Raw genomic sequence first — 16,328 nt, forward strand, 5'->3', positions numbered from 1 at the left:
GAGAAAAAATGAGTAACAACAAGCATCCCCTGCGCGTGGGCGTTGGCGGCCCGGTTGGCTCCGGCAAAACGGCGCTGCTGGAAGCGTTATGCAAATCCATGCGCAGCAGCTATCAACTGGCGGTGGTAACCAACGATATCTATACCAAAGAAGATCAGCGCATTCTCACCGAAGCAGGCGCACTGGAGCCAGACAGGATCGTCGGCGTGGAAACCGGCGGTTGCCCGCACACTGCTATCCGTGAAGATGCGTCGATGAATCTGGCCGCCGTAGAGGCGCTGAGCGAGAAATTCGGCAATCTGGATCTGATTTTTGTGGAAAGCGGCGGCGATAACCTGAGCGCCACCTTCAGCCCGGAATTAGCGGATCTGACGATCTATGTGATCGACGTTGCCGAAGGTGAGAAGATCCCGCGTAAGGGTGGCCCGGGGATCACCAAATCTGATTTTCTGGTGATCAATAAAACCGATCTGGCCCCTTACGTGGGCGCCTCGCTGGAGGTGATGGAGCGCGATACCCTACGCATGCGCGGCGAGCGTCCGTGGACGTTTAGTAATTTAAAATCCGGAGAGGGTCTGGAAAAAATTATCGCGTTTCTGGAAGAGAAAGGGATGCTGCGGGAGTAGAGTATTGCCCGGTGGCGCTACGCTTACCGGGCCTACAATATTATGTGCTTATGCCGCCGGTAATTCCGCCAGCGGCCAGCGAGGACGCACGGTCACGCCAAGATCCGCCGTTGCACCCGCTTTAAAACGCACCATGCCCGCGTAGGCGATCATCGCCCCATTATCGGTGCAAAATTCCGGACGCGCGTAAAACACTTCGCCACGACGCTTTTGCATCATCTCGGCCAGTTTTGCACGCAGCGTACGGTTAGCGCTCACGCCCCCCGCCATCACCAGACGTTTAAAACCGGTTTGATCCAGCGCGCGTTTACACTTGATCATCAGCGTATCAACCACAGCATCTTCAAATGCACGGGCGATATCTGCACGCGTCTGATCGTCACTTTCATTATTACGAATGGTATTCGCGGCGAAGGTTTTCAGGCCGGAGAAGCTGAAATCCAGACCCGGACGGTCGGTCATCGGGCGCGGGAAGACAAAGCGTTTTTCAACGCCTTGCGATGCAAGCTTTGACAACATTGGGCCGCCAGGATAATCCAGCCCCAGCAGCTTGGCCGTTTTATCGAAGGCTTCACCAGCGGCATCATCTATCGATTCACCCAGTAATTCATACTGCCCAATACCGGTGACGCTAATCAGCTGCGTGTGACCGCCGGAAACCAGCAGCGCAACGAACGGGAAAGCAGGGGGATTATCTTCCAGCATCGGCGCCAGCAGATGCCCTTCCATATGGTGCACAGGAATTGCCGGTACGCCCCAGGCGAACGCCAGCGAACGTCCTACGGTTGCGCCGACCAGCAGCGCGCCAACCAGACCAGGACCTGCGGTATACGCCACCGCATCAATCTCTTTTGCCGTCAGTCCCGCTTCTTTCAGCGCGGCCTGGATCAGCGGTACGGCTTTACGTACGTGATCGCGCGAGGCCAGTTCTGGCACTACGCCGCCGTAGTCAGCGTGTAATTTCACCTGACTATACAATTGGTTGGCTAAAAGACCTTTTTCATCGTCGTAAATGGCGATGCCGGTTTCATCGCAGGATGTTTCAATACCCAGTACACGCATGACTTGTTTTACCTCGCTCTATTACCGCGCAGTGTAGGACCAATGCGGGTTGATGTAAAACTTTGTTCGCCCCAGGAGTTCCGCTCGTGTATACTCCTTATCCTTATAAAAGTCCCTTTCAAAATCGCGTCGGTGCTTTACAAAGCAGCAGCAATTGCAGTAAAATTCCGCACCATTTTGAAATAAGCTGGCGTTGATGCCAGCGGCAAACCGAATTTATAAAGGTGAGAGTTACATGCCGGTAATTAAAGTACGTGAAAACGAGCCGTTCGACGTAGCACTGCGTCGCTTCAAGCGTTCATGCGAAAAAGCAGGTGTTCTGGCGGAAGTTCGTCGTCGTGAGTTCTATGAAAAACCGACTACTGAACGTAAGCGCGCTAAAGCTTCTGCTGTGAAACGTCACGCGAAGAAACTGGCTCGCGAAAACGCACGCCGTACTCGTCTGTACTAATCCATTGAGAGCCAAGGCTCTCAATTCAGACAGAGTTGTAGTTGTAAGGCCGTGCTTCCGGAAGGAATGCGCGGCTTGTTTTCGTTTATACGCGTCATCATTCAAGCTGCCTCTGCGTTGGCTGCAGTCGTTCCCTCCAGTCACGTACTGATGTACGCTCCTGAGGATTCGCTCCCTTGCCGTCTTGAAGCATCTTGAATGATTTTGTGTATATAAGTCATAAAAAAATAAACGGGGCATATGGCTGGACGAATTCCACGCGTATTTATAAATGACCTGCTGGCAAGAACCGACATTGTCGATCTCATCGACGCGCGGGTAAAGCTGAAGAAGCAGGGCAAAAATTATCACGCGTGCTGTCCGTTCCATAACGAAAAAACCCCCTCTTTCACCGTAAACGGTGAGAAACAGTTTTATCACTGCTTTGGGTGTGGCGCACATGGCAACGCCGTCGACTTTCTCATGAACTACGACAAGCTCGAGTTTGTGGAAACCGTCGAAGAACTGGCCGCAATGCACAACCTTGAAGTGCCCTATGAAGCAGGCAGTGGCCCTAGTCAGATAGAGCGCCATCAACGGCAAAGCCTTTATCAATTGATGGACGGCCTGAACACTTTTTATCAACAGTCTTTGATGCAACCCGCCGCTACCCCCGCGCGCCAGTACCTGGAAAAGCGAGGATTAAGTAGCGACGTGATCACCCGTTTTGCTATTGGTTTTGCGCCCCCCGGCTGGGACAACGTCCTGAAACGGTTTGGCGGCAATGCTGAGAATCGTAAATCGCTGGTCGATGCGGGAATGTTGGTCACCAACGATCAGGGACGCAGTTACGATCGCTTCCGCGAACGGGTGATGTTCCCCATCCGCGACAAACGTGGTCGAGTCATTGGTTTTGGTGGACGCGTGCTGGGCGATGCCCTGCCGAAGTATCTCAACTCCCCGGAAACCGATATTTTCCATAAAGGTCGCCAGCTGTATGGCCTTTATGAAGCCCAGCAGGATAACGCCGATCCGCAGCGCCTGTTAGTGGTAGAAGGCTATATGGATGTGGTGGCGCTGGCGCAATACGGCATTAACTACGCTGTGGCATCCCTTGGGACGTCAACCACCGCCGATCACATCCAGTTGTTGTTCCGCGCGACGAACAACGTAATTTGCTGTTACGACGGTGACCGTGCCGGACGCGACGCAGCATGGCGCGCGCTGGAAACCGCACTGCCCTATATGACAGACGGACGCCAGCTACGCTTTATGTTTTTACCTGACGGCGAAGACCCCGATACGCTGGTGCGTAAAGAAGGGAAAGAGGCCTTTGAAGCCCGGATGGAGCAGGCGCTGCCGCTCTCCGCGTTTTTATTTAACAGCCTGTTGCCGCAGGTGGATTTGAGTACCCCGGACGGACGCGCACAGCTCAGCACGCTGGCATTACCGCTGATTACTCAGGTACCAGGCGAAACGTTACGCATTTATCTGCGACAGGAGTTGGGAAACAAGCTCGGCATTCTGGATGACAGTCAGCTTGAACGTTTAATGCCAAAACTGGCAGAAAATGGGGCTTCCCGCCCTGTTCCACAGCTAAAACGTACGACCATGCGTATACTTATAGGGTTGCTGGTACAGAACCCGGGTCTCGCCCCGCTGGTTCCGCCGTTAGGCGCACTGGATAGCAATAAGCTGCCTGGACTTGGCTTATTCAGAGAACTGGTCAACACTTGTCTGGCTCAGCCAGGTCTGACCACCGGACAACTTTTAGAACACTATCGTGGCACAAATGATGCTGCGACCCTTGAAAAACTGTCGATGTGGGACGATATAGCAGATAAAGATATCGCAGAAAAAACCTTCACCGACTCACTCAACCATATGTTTGATTCGATGCTTGAGCTGCGCCAGGAAGAGTTGATAGCTCGTGAGCGCACACACGGTTTAAGCAGCGAAGAACGCCGGGAACTCTGGACGCTGAACCAGGAACTGGCCAAGAAATAACAGAAAGACAAAAGTATTTAACGGCTTAACTGCCGAATATCGCTCGGGAAGCCCCCGACAGCCGCACGGAGAGGCAGCGGCAAAATATAAGTATGCCCTCGTTTTGCCGTTGGCGGTTTTACCGCCCAACACCAATCAAACGAATTAAGTGTGGATACCGTCTTATGGAGCAAAACCCGCAGTCACAGCTGAAGCTACTTGTCCAACGTGGTAAGGAGCAAGGCTATCTGACCTATGCCGAGGTCAATGACCATCTGCCGGAAGATATCGTCGATTCAGATCAAATCGAAGACATCATCCAAATGATCAATGACATGGGTATTCAGGTGATGGAAGAAGCACCTGATGCCGATGATCTGCTGCTTGCTGAAACCTCCAACAGCACCGATGAAGACGCGGAAGAAGCGGCTGCCCAGGTTCTGTCCAGCGTTGAGTCCGAAATCGGCCGTACAACTGACCCGGTCCGCATGTACATGCGTGAAATGGGTACCGTTGAACTGTTAACCCGTGAAGGCGAAATCGACATCGCTAAACGCATCGAAGACGGGATTAACCAGGTTCAATGCTCCGTTGCCGAATACCCGGAAGCCATCACCTACTTGCTTGAGCAATACGATCGTGTAGAAGCTGAAGAAGCGCGTCTTTCCGATCTGATCACCGGCTTTGTCGATCCGAACGCGGAAGAAGACATGGCGCCAACGGCGACACACGTCGGTTCTGAGCTCTCTCAGGAAGAGATGGATGACGATGCAGACGAAGATGAAGAAGATGACGACGACAGCAGCGATGACGACAACAGCATCGACCCTGAATTAGCGCGTGAAAAATTCGGTGAACTGCGTACTCAGTACGAAATCACTCGCGACACCATCAAAGCGAAAGGCCGCAGCCATGCTGCCGCGCAGGAAGAAATTCAGAAGCTGTCTGAAGTGTTCAAACAGTTCCGCCTGGTGCCGAAGCAGTTCGACTACCTGGTAAACAGCATGCGCGTCATGATGGACCGCGTGCGTACTCAGGAACGTCTGATCATGAAGCTCTGCGTTGAGCAGTGCAAAATGCCGAAGAAAAACTTCATCACCCTGTTCACTGGCAACGAAACCAGCGAAACCTGGTTCAACGCGGCAATCGCGATGAACAAACCGTGGTCAGAAAAACTGCACGACGTGGCAGATGACGTTCACCGCGGACTGCAGAAACTGCAGCAGATTGAAGAAGAAACCGGCCTGACCATCGAGCAGGTTAAAGACATCAACCGTCGCATGTCCATCGGTGAAGCGAAAGCCCGCCGTGCGAAAAAAGAGATGGTTGAAGCGAACTTACGTCTGGTTATCTCTATCGCCAAGAAATACACCAACCGTGGTCTGCAGTTCCTGGATTTGATTCAGGAAGGTAACATCGGTCTGATGAAAGCGGTTGATAAGTTTGAATACCGTCGTGGTTACAAGTTCTCTACCTATGCAACCTGGTGGATCCGTCAGGCGATCACCCGCTCGATCGCGGATCAGGCACGTACCATCCGTATCCCGGTACATATGATTGAGACCATCAACAAGCTCAACCGTATCTCCCGTCAGATGCTGCAAGAGATGGGCCGCGAGCCGACGCCGGAAGAGCTGGCTGAACGCATGCTGATGCCGGAAGACAAGATCCGTAAAGTGCTGAAGATCGCTAAAGAGCCTATCTCCATGGAAACGCCGATCGGCGACGATGAAGATTCGCATCTGGGTGATTTCATCGAGGATACCACCCTCGAGCTGCCGCTGGATTCTGCTACCACCGAGAGCCTGCGTGCCGCAACGCACGACGTTCTGGCTGGCCTGACCGCCCGTGAAGCGAAAGTTCTGCGTATGCGTTTCGGTATCGATATGAACACCGACCACACGCTGGAAGAAGTCGGTAAACAGTTCGACGTTACCCGCGAACGTATCCGTCAGATCGAAGCGAAAGCGCTGCGTAAACTGCGCCACCCGAGCCGCTCTGAAGTGCTGCGTAGCTTCCTCGACGATTAATCTCGCCGCATAAGCATAAACGCCACCGCAAGGTGGCGTTTTTCTTTATAGTCCCCGCCTGGCCAGGGCGTCATTCACTTCCCGATACGCCTCCACCAGTTTATCCAGCGTAATCCGACTTAACCCGCTGGGATTCGGCAAAACCCATATTTGCGTCGCGCCAATAGTCAGCGTTTGTTTTCCCCACTGCGCCCCACGCTGGCTGAGGCCCTGCTCAAATGCCTGCTTCCCAAGGATTGCGAGTGCGGCGGGCTGATACTCTTCTATTTTCTCAATGAGCTTACGACCGCCGTTGCGCATCTCCTGTAGCTTCACTTCATTGGCTTGCACCGTCGGTCTGTCGACAAATTTAGTCACCCCGCAACGGAAGTCCAGCAAGTGTTGTGCCTCTTCGGGTTTGAGCTGGCGATCGGTAAATCCCGCCTGATGGATGACCTTCCAGAAGCGATTAGCGGGATGTGCAAAGGGGAATCCTGTACCTGCGGAAGACAACCCCGGATTGATGCCGCAAAACACCACCCGCAGCCCCAGCGCCAGTATGTCCTTAACCATAATTACTCCCATCAATACATCAGAGGAACAAGTATAACGGACTGAAAATACATTGTTTATAAAAACAGCATCCGTACGCTTATGTCTGGATTGCAACGCGGAGTTACTTTATAATCCACCGCCACGGCCCCTTAGCTCAGTGGTTAGAGCAGGCGACTCATAATCGCTTGGTCGTTGGTTCAAACCCAACAGGGGCCACCAGATAAAACAAGGAGTTAGATGAGAAATCGTCTAACTCCTTTTTCTTTGGATGCAATTTGGGTCAGGTAATGGGTCAGGTAAGGAATTGCTACCCTGCCCTCTTCATCTCGCTGCCAGCATCCCCGGATAGTGATGAAAGCCAGTAGCACTGCCTGTAATATTCACCGTACCGAATTTTTACGGCTTTGCCGCAACAAGCCAGTTGCCTGCCGTGCTCGCAGAATGTCTACAGCCCGGAGATAAGGGGATTGTTCCTGCCAGTTAAATCCCTTCCTGTCGATACGCACCAGTTCGTATTTTTCCACCAGAAAATTCACGGCATCAGCCAGCGTGATTCCGGCATCGATATGTTCCTGTATAACACGTTCCTCACTGAACGGTGTGTCGTTGAGGGTGAGACCATAGTGCTGTTTCAGCAGGCGGGTCAGTAGCATTTGCCAGACAGCCACGGGTGCTAGGCAGGGCTTCGCCGCCCGCTGAGTTGTTGCAGGTAAAGTTTTCATGTTTACTCTCGTGAAGGTAATTAACTCTGAGTGGGGTAAATGGCGATGTATACGTAGCCGCAACTGCCAAGAGTATCGGCTTCGCAGGTGAAACCGTTGTGGTACAGGGTGACGCAGTGGGCGTGTTGGGGACTGAGTTCACCGGTGGTTAGCATCGACTCCATCTGGCGGATAAAGTGCGGGCATGTTTCATCCAGCTTCCGGCATTCGGTGTCACTGAACCTGCCGGTGATGCTGGCCCTGTCAGCCAGATAGTGCAGTCGGTTACCCTCCTGCACCAGACGGGCTCCCAGGCGCGGCGTGATAGCCCGCTGCAGGCCCCAGTTGATGTGGGTCATGGCGGCTCTCCTTTTATTGTCAGTTCAGGGTAATACTCATTAGGCAGGCATAAGGCCCGTTACGGTCCTGGCGGCGTTCGGCGTATACCGCGAGGACTCCTGTGATATCCGGCACATCCCTGCCGGTGTAATGGCAGACGCTACCGTGCCACTGATATTTTCCACTGCAGTAGCGAAAGATCCGGGACTCAGGATGCTGGCGGTATATCGTCATTGCCCGGCGTTTACTGATAATTTTCATGTCATACCTCACAACAGACCGTGTTCTGCGAACGAATAGATTTGCCTGCCACCGACAATCAGGTGGTCAGGGACGCGGATATCCACCAGCTGAAGCACCTGAACCAGTCGCTGCGTGAGGGTTTTGTCGGCCTGGCTAGGTGTCGTCTCGCCGGAAGGATGGTTATGCGCGAGTATCACCGCCGCCGCGTTGAAGTGCAGAGCACGTTTGACCACCTCCCGGGGATGCACCTCGGTGCGGTTAATCGTGCCGGTGAAGAGCGTTTCATGGGCAATCAACTGATTCTGGTTGTCCAGATACAACACCCGGAACTCTTCCCGCTCAAGCGCGGCCATATGCAGTCGCAGCCATTCACGTACGGCGTGGGTAGAGGTGAAGGCTACGCCGGGCTCATGCAGGTGGCGGTCCAGAGCCCTGAGCGCCCGCTGAATGAGACGCCGGTCCTGTGGCGTCATCTCGCCGGGTAAAAAGGAAAGCTGTTTCATCTGTTGCTCCTTCGGTCAGTCGATAATACGCAGAATGGCGTGAGCCTCTGGATGTTGCATGGCATACTCCCGCAGGCGGTAATAGTGTGCGGTCATCGCGTCACATTCTGTACGGCAGGCATGGTGGCTATACGCAATCAGGCAGACAGCAATACCTGCTGCTTCTGCACTCATTTGGGCATCGTTACCGTTCAGGCAGTTAAACAGACGCCATGTCTCATCGTTGTCAGGCTCGGGGGACATAAATGCGCCGCCATTGCTGAGGGTGTAGAACGACCAGATACCACCGCTGTAGCCCTCACAGAAGCGGTCCATCCAGGCGAAGATATGCGGCTCCAGGAGTAGCCACTGCGGGATAGCGCCAAAGTACTGTGGCCAGAAATCGATACGCTGTTCATCGGGGACCGGCGTGACGGTCAGTTCAAATTCGGGTTGGTTAGCGGGTGCGAGGTCGTGCTGCGTCTGTGTTGTCATGGGTATGTCTCCGTCAATAAAAACGCCAGCGGCGATGGCTGGCGTATGGGGATATAAAGTGTGTTCGGGGAGGTGAATGCGGGTAAATGCTTCGCGATCAGCGGGTGGCCGTGTCTGTACGGATGCCTGAGGTGCGGATATAGCGGTTAAGACCTTCACCGGCATCCGGCTCAAAGTTCCATGCCCGCCAGACCATCCGGCCTTCAGTATCACGAACCACCAGACGGAAGTGACTGCCCTGGTCGTCTTCGAGTGTGATATTGCTGTACGTGGTAGTGACCGCTTGCGCTTGTCTCCGGGTGAAAGGCCCCGGTGGCAGCAACACGGATTGGGTCATTTTCGGGCTCCTGATAAAAGAAAACCCCGGCAGCCTGCTAGCTGTCGGGGTGGATTTGCTGGGGAAGATACTACTATCAGTCGTTGCTGCAGTCTCCGAGAGTGGACAGAACTTTCTCAGCGTTCTTCCGGTCCGCAGTGAAGGTCCCTGCTTTGTGGTCATTGACGTAGACGTCGAACTGCCCGGCCTCAGAGATATTGCTGATGAAGTCAAACCAGGCGTTATCGCCGTTACGCCAGCCCAGGCTGGACGGAATAATGTACTGCTGGTGATCCATCACTACGGTGATAGTAGTGTCGTCATCGTGCGAACTGACCATCTTGTCATCGGCAAGGGTAAGAAAGACTGAATGCTGATAGAAACCATTCTGGTCCGGGTTCCCTGTGCAGTTGATGGTAAACGTCTTTCCGCTGGCTTCGGTCACGCTGTATTCCGTATTGCCCTGACCGTAACCCTGCTGCCAGAACCCCGGGATAGCAGAGGCATTAAAGCTCGCGAGCAGTACACCCGCCAGCATAAACCGACTTAGTGAAAGTATTGTCATTCTTGTCTCCTTTGTCGTTGTTTTATTCCTAGTTCTCAGGGTTTGAGGGTATCAGCAGTCGCCCCATCAGTTTGCCGTCATGGGCGTACTCAAAGTATTTTTCTTTGGTATACGGGTCCGTCACCTCCTGGTATTCCAGTTTGATGTTATCGGCAATACACAGCGCATTCATCAGTGGCTGGACGGTTTTTTCCTGCATATCCACGAGGTAGTAGTAACTGCCATCCTCGCAGCCATCGGGCGACTGGCGGGTACGTAAAACCTGCAAGGTGGGACCGGATAAGTAGTCAACCTGTGACCATTCTTCGCTGACATCATCCTGGTGGCTGACCACATCACTGAAACGCGGTGGGGTGAGGTCCTTAAATTTACTGATGGCCTTCAGGTCATCACTTCTGTCATCGCATGCGATGAGAAACAGAGTGGTGGCAACCAGCGCCAGCAGAGGCAGTGTTTTACGTTTCATTATTTTTTTCCTGAAATCAGACGAACCACTTTGGCAAAGACATAAATGCCCACGAAAATACCCACCGGCACGCCGACGAACGGTGTCAGCGCGACACTGGCAGCACCGGCTGCGCCACCTCCCGTCAGCAGTGCGGCAACAGTGGCAAGGGTCAGGGCCGCGAGACTGTCGGACACCCCGGTTTTGTTCAGAATGATGACGATGACAACAATGGCGATAATGGCAATAACGGGCATAGGGCTCCTCCCTGTTGCCGGGTTGATAACAACGCTTACGCTATTCTGGTGGGCTGTCGGCCGGAACAAACGTAAGCAGTGACTGCTGGATAAAGCGAAAATGGGGTAAGGACTGAATAAAGCCCGGGTCTTCAACAAGACGACACAGACTGTCGTTACGCCGGAAAGTCTCCTGCAGGGGCTGAACCAGATGGATTTCATCCAGGGAGAATACGGCGATATGTCCGTCGTGCTCTGCCACCAGATACCAGGCCTGCTGGTGGATAAGTAACCGGCAGGGAGCCAGCCGCTCACAGCGCTGCCCCTCGGCAATCAGAGTCACCCGCCTGCGCCCGGTAATGGCCTGAATCAGTCGCCAGAAAGACAATGCGCCTGATGGCGAAGGAGCCGGACTGGCGGGTGCGATTACGCAGGGAGACTCATCGCACATCAGCAGTGCGTTTACCAGACGACGGTCAAAGCCAGGGAAAAGACCGGCCATCCCGCTGCGGTGGGCAAAGATAAGCACGTCGGGCACCATCTGCGTCTCACTGCCCGCAGTGCGTAAGCGGCAATATCCGGACTGATACTCCAGGTCCAGATACATCAGCCGCTCACGAAAATCACGCCGCAGCGTGCGCACCGACACACCAAACTCAGCGGCAAGCTTACGCACACTCAGCGTTTCCCCTGCCACCAGACGGCTGATTATCAGTGACAGCCTGACAGCCAGCCGGTCATGGCGGCGTTCTGCCTGTGTCATGAGACGTTCTCCGTGAAAGTTAACTGACTGAAAATGATGTGATTACTTTAAAGAGGGGGTCGGACAGGGTATGGACACCACAGAAACTATTTTTCATTTCTGCAAAAGCCAGAGGCAGCGGGGGTTACAGGCCTTCCCTCGGTGAGTGAGGACCGTCAGCACGGTGCGATGCGGACAGGTGGTGTCCGATATTAACAAAGCAGCAACATTAAACGGTCACTGCAGTTGCGTGAGCAGGGCTTCCGCCATCACCCACAGTGCCCGGTTAAGTTTCACGTCCCCGTCGATACCGCGAACGGCACGGGTATGTGACCGTCCTCCTTTGGCATTACGGCCACTGAGCCCGCCCTTAATCAGGTTCTCCTGAATACGCTGGTACGTGGTCCACAGGTCATTGCTCTCATCCTGCCAGCGGCGAGGGGAGAGGATCTGCGATTCAGTCACCGGCTGGTGGTCTTCACCAAAGCGGTATGTGAGGGCGGCTTTTGCCAGTGCCTGCTGTGCCGGGGGTGGCAACAGCAACGACTGCATGGCATCCCGTTTCTCCTCCACCCGGTCAAAAATCCCCAGCACCTCATACGCGCCTTCAATCACCTGACTCACCACGTCCCCCTTGTGTGGCACCCGCACCTCGCCAAACGACTCACCGCAGACGAGCCCGTTCTGACAAACCGCACGAAATAGTCCCGGCAGCATCTGGTACGAACTGCTGCCATCGTGAGAGTTGAGCAGGATTATTTCCGGCACCTGCTTACCGGTTATCTGTCCCTCACGCCGTAGACGCAGCATATGCTTGGTGTGTTCGCGACGCTCCGGATCACGCACACGGGTCTGACAGGCAAAGAATGGCTGGAAGCCTTCTCGCTGCAGGCTGTCCAGCAAGGAGATGGTGGGTATATAGGTGTAGCGTTCACTACGGGATTCATGTTTGTCCTCGCTGAACACACTGGGCACCACGCGAAACAGCTCCTCGCGGGTTAACGGACGGTCACGACGAATAATGTTTGCAGCGCCAAAGCGCGAAGCCAGACGGGTCATAAGCAGACTCCTCATAACGGGAAAACAAATAAAGGGGATCCCCGTCGCATCGGCGACAGGGTCAGGGAAATAACAGGGATGGATTAAATACTCAGAAGAAGAAATCCCAGACGGCGCGGGCCACAGAGACCACGGTGGTGCGCACGGCCTGAATGACGGCCCGCACAGGGGCGGGTATCAGGGGAAAGGCACTGATGCTATCGAGTACGGCCCCGACGGTTTCACCAAAATCGCTACGAGCCTGTTCCCGGACTACCGTCGTGCGAAAGGAAGGATGGAGTTGCGACACCACCGGGCTGGTGGCCTCACGTGGCAGGCACTTAATCATCCGCTCGGCCATCACCTTAAGCCCCCATTGTAGACGGACCGACACAGCACACACCGGATGGACGGGCTGGAACAGCTCATGCAGCAGGCAGATTTTGCGGCTGATATTCTGCTTCTGCGCCGTGGACAACTGTCCCCCACCGCTGGTAGGTTCGGCCTTATCCGACTGGCTGATAACAAACAGCACCTTATGCCGGTATACCTCTCCAATCACCTGATGATAAAAATGTTCATCCACCGTCAGCGCCCGGTCATCGGCCTTAATCAGCCACAGTACCAGGTCGAGGCGAGGAAGCTGTTCGCGGTACAGCGCAGCATACTCGGTATCGCGAGCGCCACTTTCGCCCACGCCGGGCAGATCCATCAGCGTTATATAGCGGTCGCCAACCTGCAGGCGAAAGCGCAGTGGCTCACGTGTACAGGCCGCCACATCGCTGACCGGTGATACCTCACTGGCAAACAGGGCATTGCAGAGTGAGGATTTACCGGCACCGCTCTTACCCATAATGCCGATTACTGGCTCGTAATGGGTTAACTGATTTATCTGCTGCAATATACGTTCAGACACCCACTGTGGCAGGCCAGCAAGCGATTGCTGAAACGACTTCAAACCTTCAGAATTGTTCATTAGCTACTCCTCTGAAAAATTATACAAAAACGGCAGAATCGTGAGATTCTGCCGTTAATCGGGTATGTTCAGAAGAATGATATCTATCTGAAAATAATTTGAATTAAGGTAAGCGACGAGCCACGGTTGCCTGTGATCCCAGTCCCTGAGTCGTTAGGTTATTCTGATATCCCTCATCCCCAGACCAGAACAGTGGATAAGGGCAAATTGCCTGAGGGAGCTATAGGGCATTGGGCAGCAAGGTTTTATAGTTGGATGGCATCAATTTAACGGTATAGAAACATCAGCCCATACGATGACTGTCTACGTTTAAGACATAAATTCTTGCTGTTACATAAGTATTAATGCTGATTATCATCAATTTGATTATAATCATGGCACTTTATGGATTACCGTATTAAATATTCATTTTTTCCCTATAGTGATGATTCATGCTTGGTTCCCTTTCTAAGCGGCTTGAGGACTTGAGTTTGGTCCAGCGCGAGAGGTTGGCCTACATCGATTTTCGGCTCTATTTCTTCGGTGAGATCGGACGCCCTGATCTGATTGAGCGCTTCGGTGTGGCTCCGGCAGGGGCGACACGCGATTTGGCTTTGTACCGGGAAATTGCGCCGCATAACATCACCTTCGATGGTAGCAACAAGATTTATCGCATCGGGCAGGAGTTCTCACCGTTGTTCGAGCACGCATCGCTGCGCGTTCTGTCGGCGCTGTCTCTCGGTTTTGGCGATGGCGTGAACGGCTCAATGCAGGCGCTGCTACCATGCGAATCCCCCGCAGCCCTAAGCATTCCCAAGATGGATGTGTTAGCCACGATTTGCCGAGGCATCCACGCTAAGCGACCCGTCGCCATCCGCTACTACTCGATGAGCAGCGGCGAGTCCGAGCGGGTAATTGTGCCCTTTGCTTTGGTTGATACCGGCATGCGCTGGCACGTCCCTTTGATCGCAAGAGTAGAGAGTTTCGGGATTTCGTCGTCACCCGCATCGAAGCACCAACATTGCTCGACGAGGAGCCACAAGCCAACGAACGACAGGATAACGACATCCAGTGGACGCGCATCGTCGAGCTGGATTTCGTGCCGTACCCGAGCGTTGAGCGGCCCGATATTATCAAGATGGACTATCGTCGATGCTACGCTGATCCACGCGCCCAGTTCATCCAAGAACCAGGACGGCAAGCGCGACCCGGAAATGCACCAGACCAAGAAGGGGAACCAGTATTACTTTGGCATGAAGGCGCACATCGGCGTTGATGATGAATCGGGGCTGGTACACAGCGTGGTGGGCACGGCAGCCACCGTGGCGGATGTCACCCAGGTCGACAAGCTGCTGCACGGCGACGAGAACGTCGTCTGCGCCGATGCCGGCTACACCGGCGTCGAAAAGCGCTCCGAGCATGCCACCGAGAAGTGATCTGGCAGGTCGCAGCACGCCGCAGCACCTACAAGATGCTCGATAAACGCAGCGCCCTGTACAAAGCCAAGCGCAAGATCGAGAAAGCCAAGGCGCAAGTGCGAGCGAAGGTAGAGCCCCCGTTTCGCGTGATCAAGCGGCAGTTCGGCTACACCAAGGTACGTTTCCGAGGGCTGGTGAGGAACACTGCACAACTGGTGACGCTGTTTGCCCTGTCGAACCTATGGATGGCCCGCCGACATTTGCTGGCAAGCGCAGGAGAGGTGCGCCTGTAATGCGGAAAATGGCCGTCGCAAGGTGCTCGCGACGGCTGAAAGCACCGAAATGAGCGGGTGATCCGATCGTTTTTGATCGGTTCACCGCTTTCAAAATCAGCAGTGGCTGAAGTCAGCCGGAAATACAGGGCTACTTCAGACCATCCCTAGCTAGGGCTCGTAGTTCGGCGCAAGGCTGAAGTCGCTTGGCTGCTTCGCTGTGCAGATCCATGACCCACTTTCCATCAAACTCCCGGTTGTAGTTCCACAAGCATCTCGCGAGTCTTGCCGGCCCGCTCCACTAACAAGACCACAACATCTCCAACGTTCTTGTCGTCTAGCCGGGCCTGTAATGTGGTGACGTCGTCGACGGCGATACCGTCGATGCTGATAACGCGATCGCCGGGCACGATGCCGCCTGCGGTGACCTCGACGCCGACGAGCCCGGCCCTGTGCGCCGCCGAGCCCGGCGTCACGCGCAATACGAATACGCCCTTACTGCCGGTCAGCGCCTGCAGACGCGCGTTGATCTGCTCATCCACCTCGATGCCCAGTGCCGGACGGATGTACTTGCCGGTCTTTATGAGTTGCGGCACCACGCGCATGACGGTATCGACCGGCACCGCAAAGCCTATGCCGGCCGAGGCGCCAGACGGACTGTAGATGGCGGTATTGATTCCGATCAGCCGCCCAGCCGAATCGAGCAGCGGGCCACCGGAATTGCCGGGGTTGATGGCGGCGTCGGTCTGGATCAGGTGATCGATGGCCGGGCCGCCCGCTTCTCCCGGCAACGAGCGGTCGAGCGCGGAGACGATACCAGTGGTGAGCGTCCAGTCCAGGCCGAAGGGGTTGCCGATAGCGAACACCTTCTGACCCACCTTGAGGTCGGCACTGGTGCCGACCGGCACGGCCGGCGGGCGCTTGAAACCGACGCCGATCTTGAGCACGGCGATGTCGTGCGCGGGGCTCGTCCCCACCAGCGCGGCCTGGTAGTCGCGGCCGTCGGCCAGTTTGACGGTGGCTTCGGACGCGCCCTGGATGACGTGGAAGTTGGTGACGACGTGGCCGGCGTCGTCCCAGATGAAGCCCGAGCCAGTGCCGCGCGGCACGGAGAACACGTTGCGCGTCCAGACATCGCGTACTAATTGCGCGGTGGTGATGTAGACCACCGAGGCGCGCGATTTTTCGAACAGTTCGATGGTGGTTTTCTCGTCCGCCGCCAGATCGCCACGCGCCATCACGGTGCGTTCTGCTGCCTCGCGCGGACTGAACCATGCCTCGATGGCGGGCAGAAACTGCCACAGCAGCATGAGCGCGGCAATGCAGGCGGTGATGAAGAGCCCGCGCCGGACGAAGCGGTCCGGCGCGGGGCGTTGGTACGGGTCGAGATAGGCCATGAGACGTCTCCTGTTG

At 54.9% G+C, this 16,328-nt stretch carries 19 protein-coding genes, 1 tRNA gene and 1 pseudogene; 6 read left to right on the forward strand and 15 right to left on the reverse strand.

Annotated elements, in window-relative coordinates:
- Window positions 1-8 precede the first annotated feature (8 nt).
- The gene (gene ureG / locus WC7_RS05640; RefSeq protein WP_016154547.1) at window positions 9-626 is read left to right on the forward strand and encodes an urease accessory protein UreG; all 618 of its coding nucleotides are present in this window, start codon (window positions 9-11) and stop codon (window positions 624-626) included.
- A 48-nt stretch (window positions 627-674) separates the two neighbouring features.
- On the opposite strand, the gene tsaD is transcribed toward ureG, so the two are convergent.
- On the reverse strand, window positions 675-1,688 hold the full coding sequence (gene tsaD / locus WC7_RS05635) for a tRNA (adenosine(37)-N6)-threonylcarbamoyltransferase complex transferase subunit TsaD (RefSeq protein ID WP_016154548.1): 1,014 nt from the start codon (window positions 1,686-1,688) through the stop codon (window positions 675-677).
- Window positions 1,689-1,923: 235 nt separating this feature from the next.
- Between tsaD and rpsU the strand changes: the two genes are divergently transcribed.
- From rpsU to rpoD, 3 genes are all read left to right on the forward strand, one after another.
- Window positions 1,924-2,139, forward strand: coding sequence for a 30S ribosomal protein S21 (gene rpsU, locus WC7_RS05630; RefSeq protein ID WP_001144069.1), 216 nt, complete (start codon window positions 1,924-1,926; stop codon window positions 2,137-2,139).
- A 240-nt stretch (window positions 2,140-2,379) separates the two neighbouring features.
- Window positions 2,380-4,125 (forward strand): DNA primase, encoded by a 1,746-nt coding sequence (gene dnaG, locus WC7_RS05625; protein WP_003828467.1) that lies wholly within the window; start codon window positions 2,380-2,382, stop codon window positions 4,123-4,125.
- Window positions 4,126-4,289: 164 nt separating this feature from the next.
- Window positions 4,290-6,134: an RNA polymerase sigma factor RpoD gene (gene rpoD, locus WC7_RS05620; protein ID WP_016154549.1), complete on the forward strand. Its 1,845-nt coding sequence runs from the start codon at window positions 4,290-4,292 to the stop codon at window positions 6,132-6,134.
- A gap of 45 nt (window positions 6,135-6,179) precedes the next feature.
- Here the strand turns inward: rpoD and mug are convergent, their stop codons facing one another.
- Window positions 6,180-6,686, reverse strand: coding sequence for a G/U mismatch-specific DNA glycosylase (mug, locus tag WC7_RS05615; RefSeq protein ID WP_016154550.1), 507 nt, complete (start codon window positions 6,684-6,686; stop codon window positions 6,180-6,182).
- A 125-nt stretch (window positions 6,687-6,811) separates the two neighbouring features.
- Between mug and WC7_RS05610 the strand changes: the two genes are divergently transcribed.
- A tRNA-Ile gene (locus tag WC7_RS05610) sits at window positions 6,812-6,887 on the forward strand.
- A gap of 161 nt (window positions 6,888-7,048) precedes the next feature.
- Here the strand turns inward: WC7_RS05610 and WC7_RS05605 are convergent.
- The 12 genes from WC7_RS05605 to WC7_RS05555 all read right to left on the reverse strand — a co-directional run bounded on the left by WC7_RS05605 (window position 7,049) and on the right by WC7_RS05555 (window position 13,246).
- On the reverse strand, window positions 7,049-7,390 hold the full coding sequence (locus WC7_RS05605) for a TA system toxin CbtA family protein (RefSeq protein ID WP_006812012.1): 342 nt from the start codon (window positions 7,388-7,390) through the stop codon (window positions 7,049-7,051).
- Window positions 7,391-7,410: 20 nt separating this feature from the next.
- Window positions 7,411-7,728, reverse strand: a complete 318-nt coding sequence (locus tag WC7_RS05600; RefSeq protein WP_006812013.1) for a type IV toxin-antitoxin system YeeU family antitoxin — start codon at window positions 7,726-7,728, stop codon at window positions 7,411-7,413.
- A 19-nt stretch (window positions 7,729-7,747) separates the two neighbouring features.
- Window positions 7,748-7,969 (reverse strand): DUF987 domain-containing protein, encoded by a 222-nt coding sequence (locus tag WC7_RS25970; RefSeq protein ID WP_001548171.1) that lies wholly within the window; start codon window positions 7,967-7,969, stop codon window positions 7,748-7,750.
- An 8-nt stretch (window positions 7,970-7,977) separates the two neighbouring features.
- On the reverse strand, window positions 7,978-8,454 hold the full coding sequence (locus WC7_RS05595) for a JAB domain-containing protein (protein WP_000811693.1): 477 nt from the start codon (window positions 8,452-8,454) through the stop codon (window positions 7,978-7,980).
- Between the two features lie 15 nt (window positions 8,455-8,469).
- Window positions 8,470-8,928, reverse strand: a complete 459-nt coding sequence (locus tag WC7_RS05590; RefSeq protein ID WP_000211838.1) for an antirestriction protein — start codon at window positions 8,926-8,928, stop codon at window positions 8,470-8,472.
- A 97-nt stretch (window positions 8,929-9,025) separates the two neighbouring features.
- The gene (locus WC7_RS05585; RefSeq protein WP_000194654.1) at window positions 9,026-9,265 is read right to left on the reverse strand and encodes a DUF905 domain-containing protein; all 240 of its coding nucleotides are present in this window, start codon (window positions 9,263-9,265) and stop codon (window positions 9,026-9,028) included.
- 76 nt (window positions 9,266-9,341) lie between these two features.
- Complete coding sequence (gene ykfB / locus WC7_RS05580) at window positions 9,342-9,809, reverse strand: protein YkfB (protein WP_001547765.1); 468 nt, start codon at window positions 9,807-9,809, stop codon at window positions 9,342-9,344.
- A gap of 28 nt (window positions 9,810-9,837) precedes the next feature.
- Complete coding sequence (locus tag WC7_RS05575; RefSeq protein WP_016154551.1) at window positions 9,838-10,275, reverse strand: YfjS/YafY family lipoprotein; 438 nt, start codon at window positions 10,273-10,275, stop codon at window positions 9,838-9,840.
- Complete coding sequence (ypjK, locus tag WC7_RS05570; RefSeq protein ID WP_001144031.1) at window positions 10,275-10,511, reverse strand: protein YpjK; 237 nt, start codon at window positions 10,509-10,511, stop codon at window positions 10,275-10,277. The genes WC7_RS05575 and ypjK overlap by 1 nt, the downstream gene beginning before the upstream one ends.
- Window positions 10,512-10,551: 40 nt before the next feature.
- A complete protein-coding gene (locus WC7_RS05565; RefSeq protein WP_001581462.1) occupies window positions 10,552-11,253 on the reverse strand; it encodes a DeoR family transcriptional regulator in 702 nt (233 codons plus the stop codon).
- 216 nt (window positions 11,254-11,469) lie between these two features.
- Complete coding sequence (locus WC7_RS05560) at window positions 11,470-12,291, reverse strand: DUF932 domain-containing protein (protein WP_001548153.1); 822 nt, start codon at window positions 12,289-12,291, stop codon at window positions 11,470-11,472.
- A 91-nt stretch (window positions 12,292-12,382) separates the two neighbouring features.
- The gene (locus WC7_RS05555; RefSeq protein WP_016154552.1) at window positions 12,383-13,246 is read right to left on the reverse strand and encodes a GTPase family protein; all 864 of its coding nucleotides are present in this window, start codon (window positions 13,244-13,246) and stop codon (window positions 12,383-12,385) included.
- 1,115 nt (window positions 13,247-14,361) lie between these two features.
- Between WC7_RS05555 and WC7_RS26455 the strand changes: the two are divergent.
- A pseudogene (locus WC7_RS26455) lies at window positions 14,362-14,936 on the forward strand (IS5 family transposase); the annotation flags it as partial.
- Window positions 14,937-15,160: 224 nt separating this feature from the next.
- On the opposite strand, the gene WC7_RS05550 reads toward WC7_RS26455, so the two are convergent.
- Window positions 15,161-16,312, reverse strand: coding sequence for a S1C family serine protease (locus WC7_RS05550; RefSeq protein WP_000323729.1), 1,152 nt, complete (start codon window positions 16,310-16,312; stop codon window positions 15,161-15,163).
- Window positions 16,313-16,328 lie beyond the last annotated feature (16 nt).

This window comes from Citrobacter sp. KTE151 (assembly GCF_000398845.1).
Lineage (GTDB): Bacteria > Pseudomonadota > Gammaproteobacteria > Enterobacterales > Enterobacteriaceae > Citrobacter > Citrobacter braakii.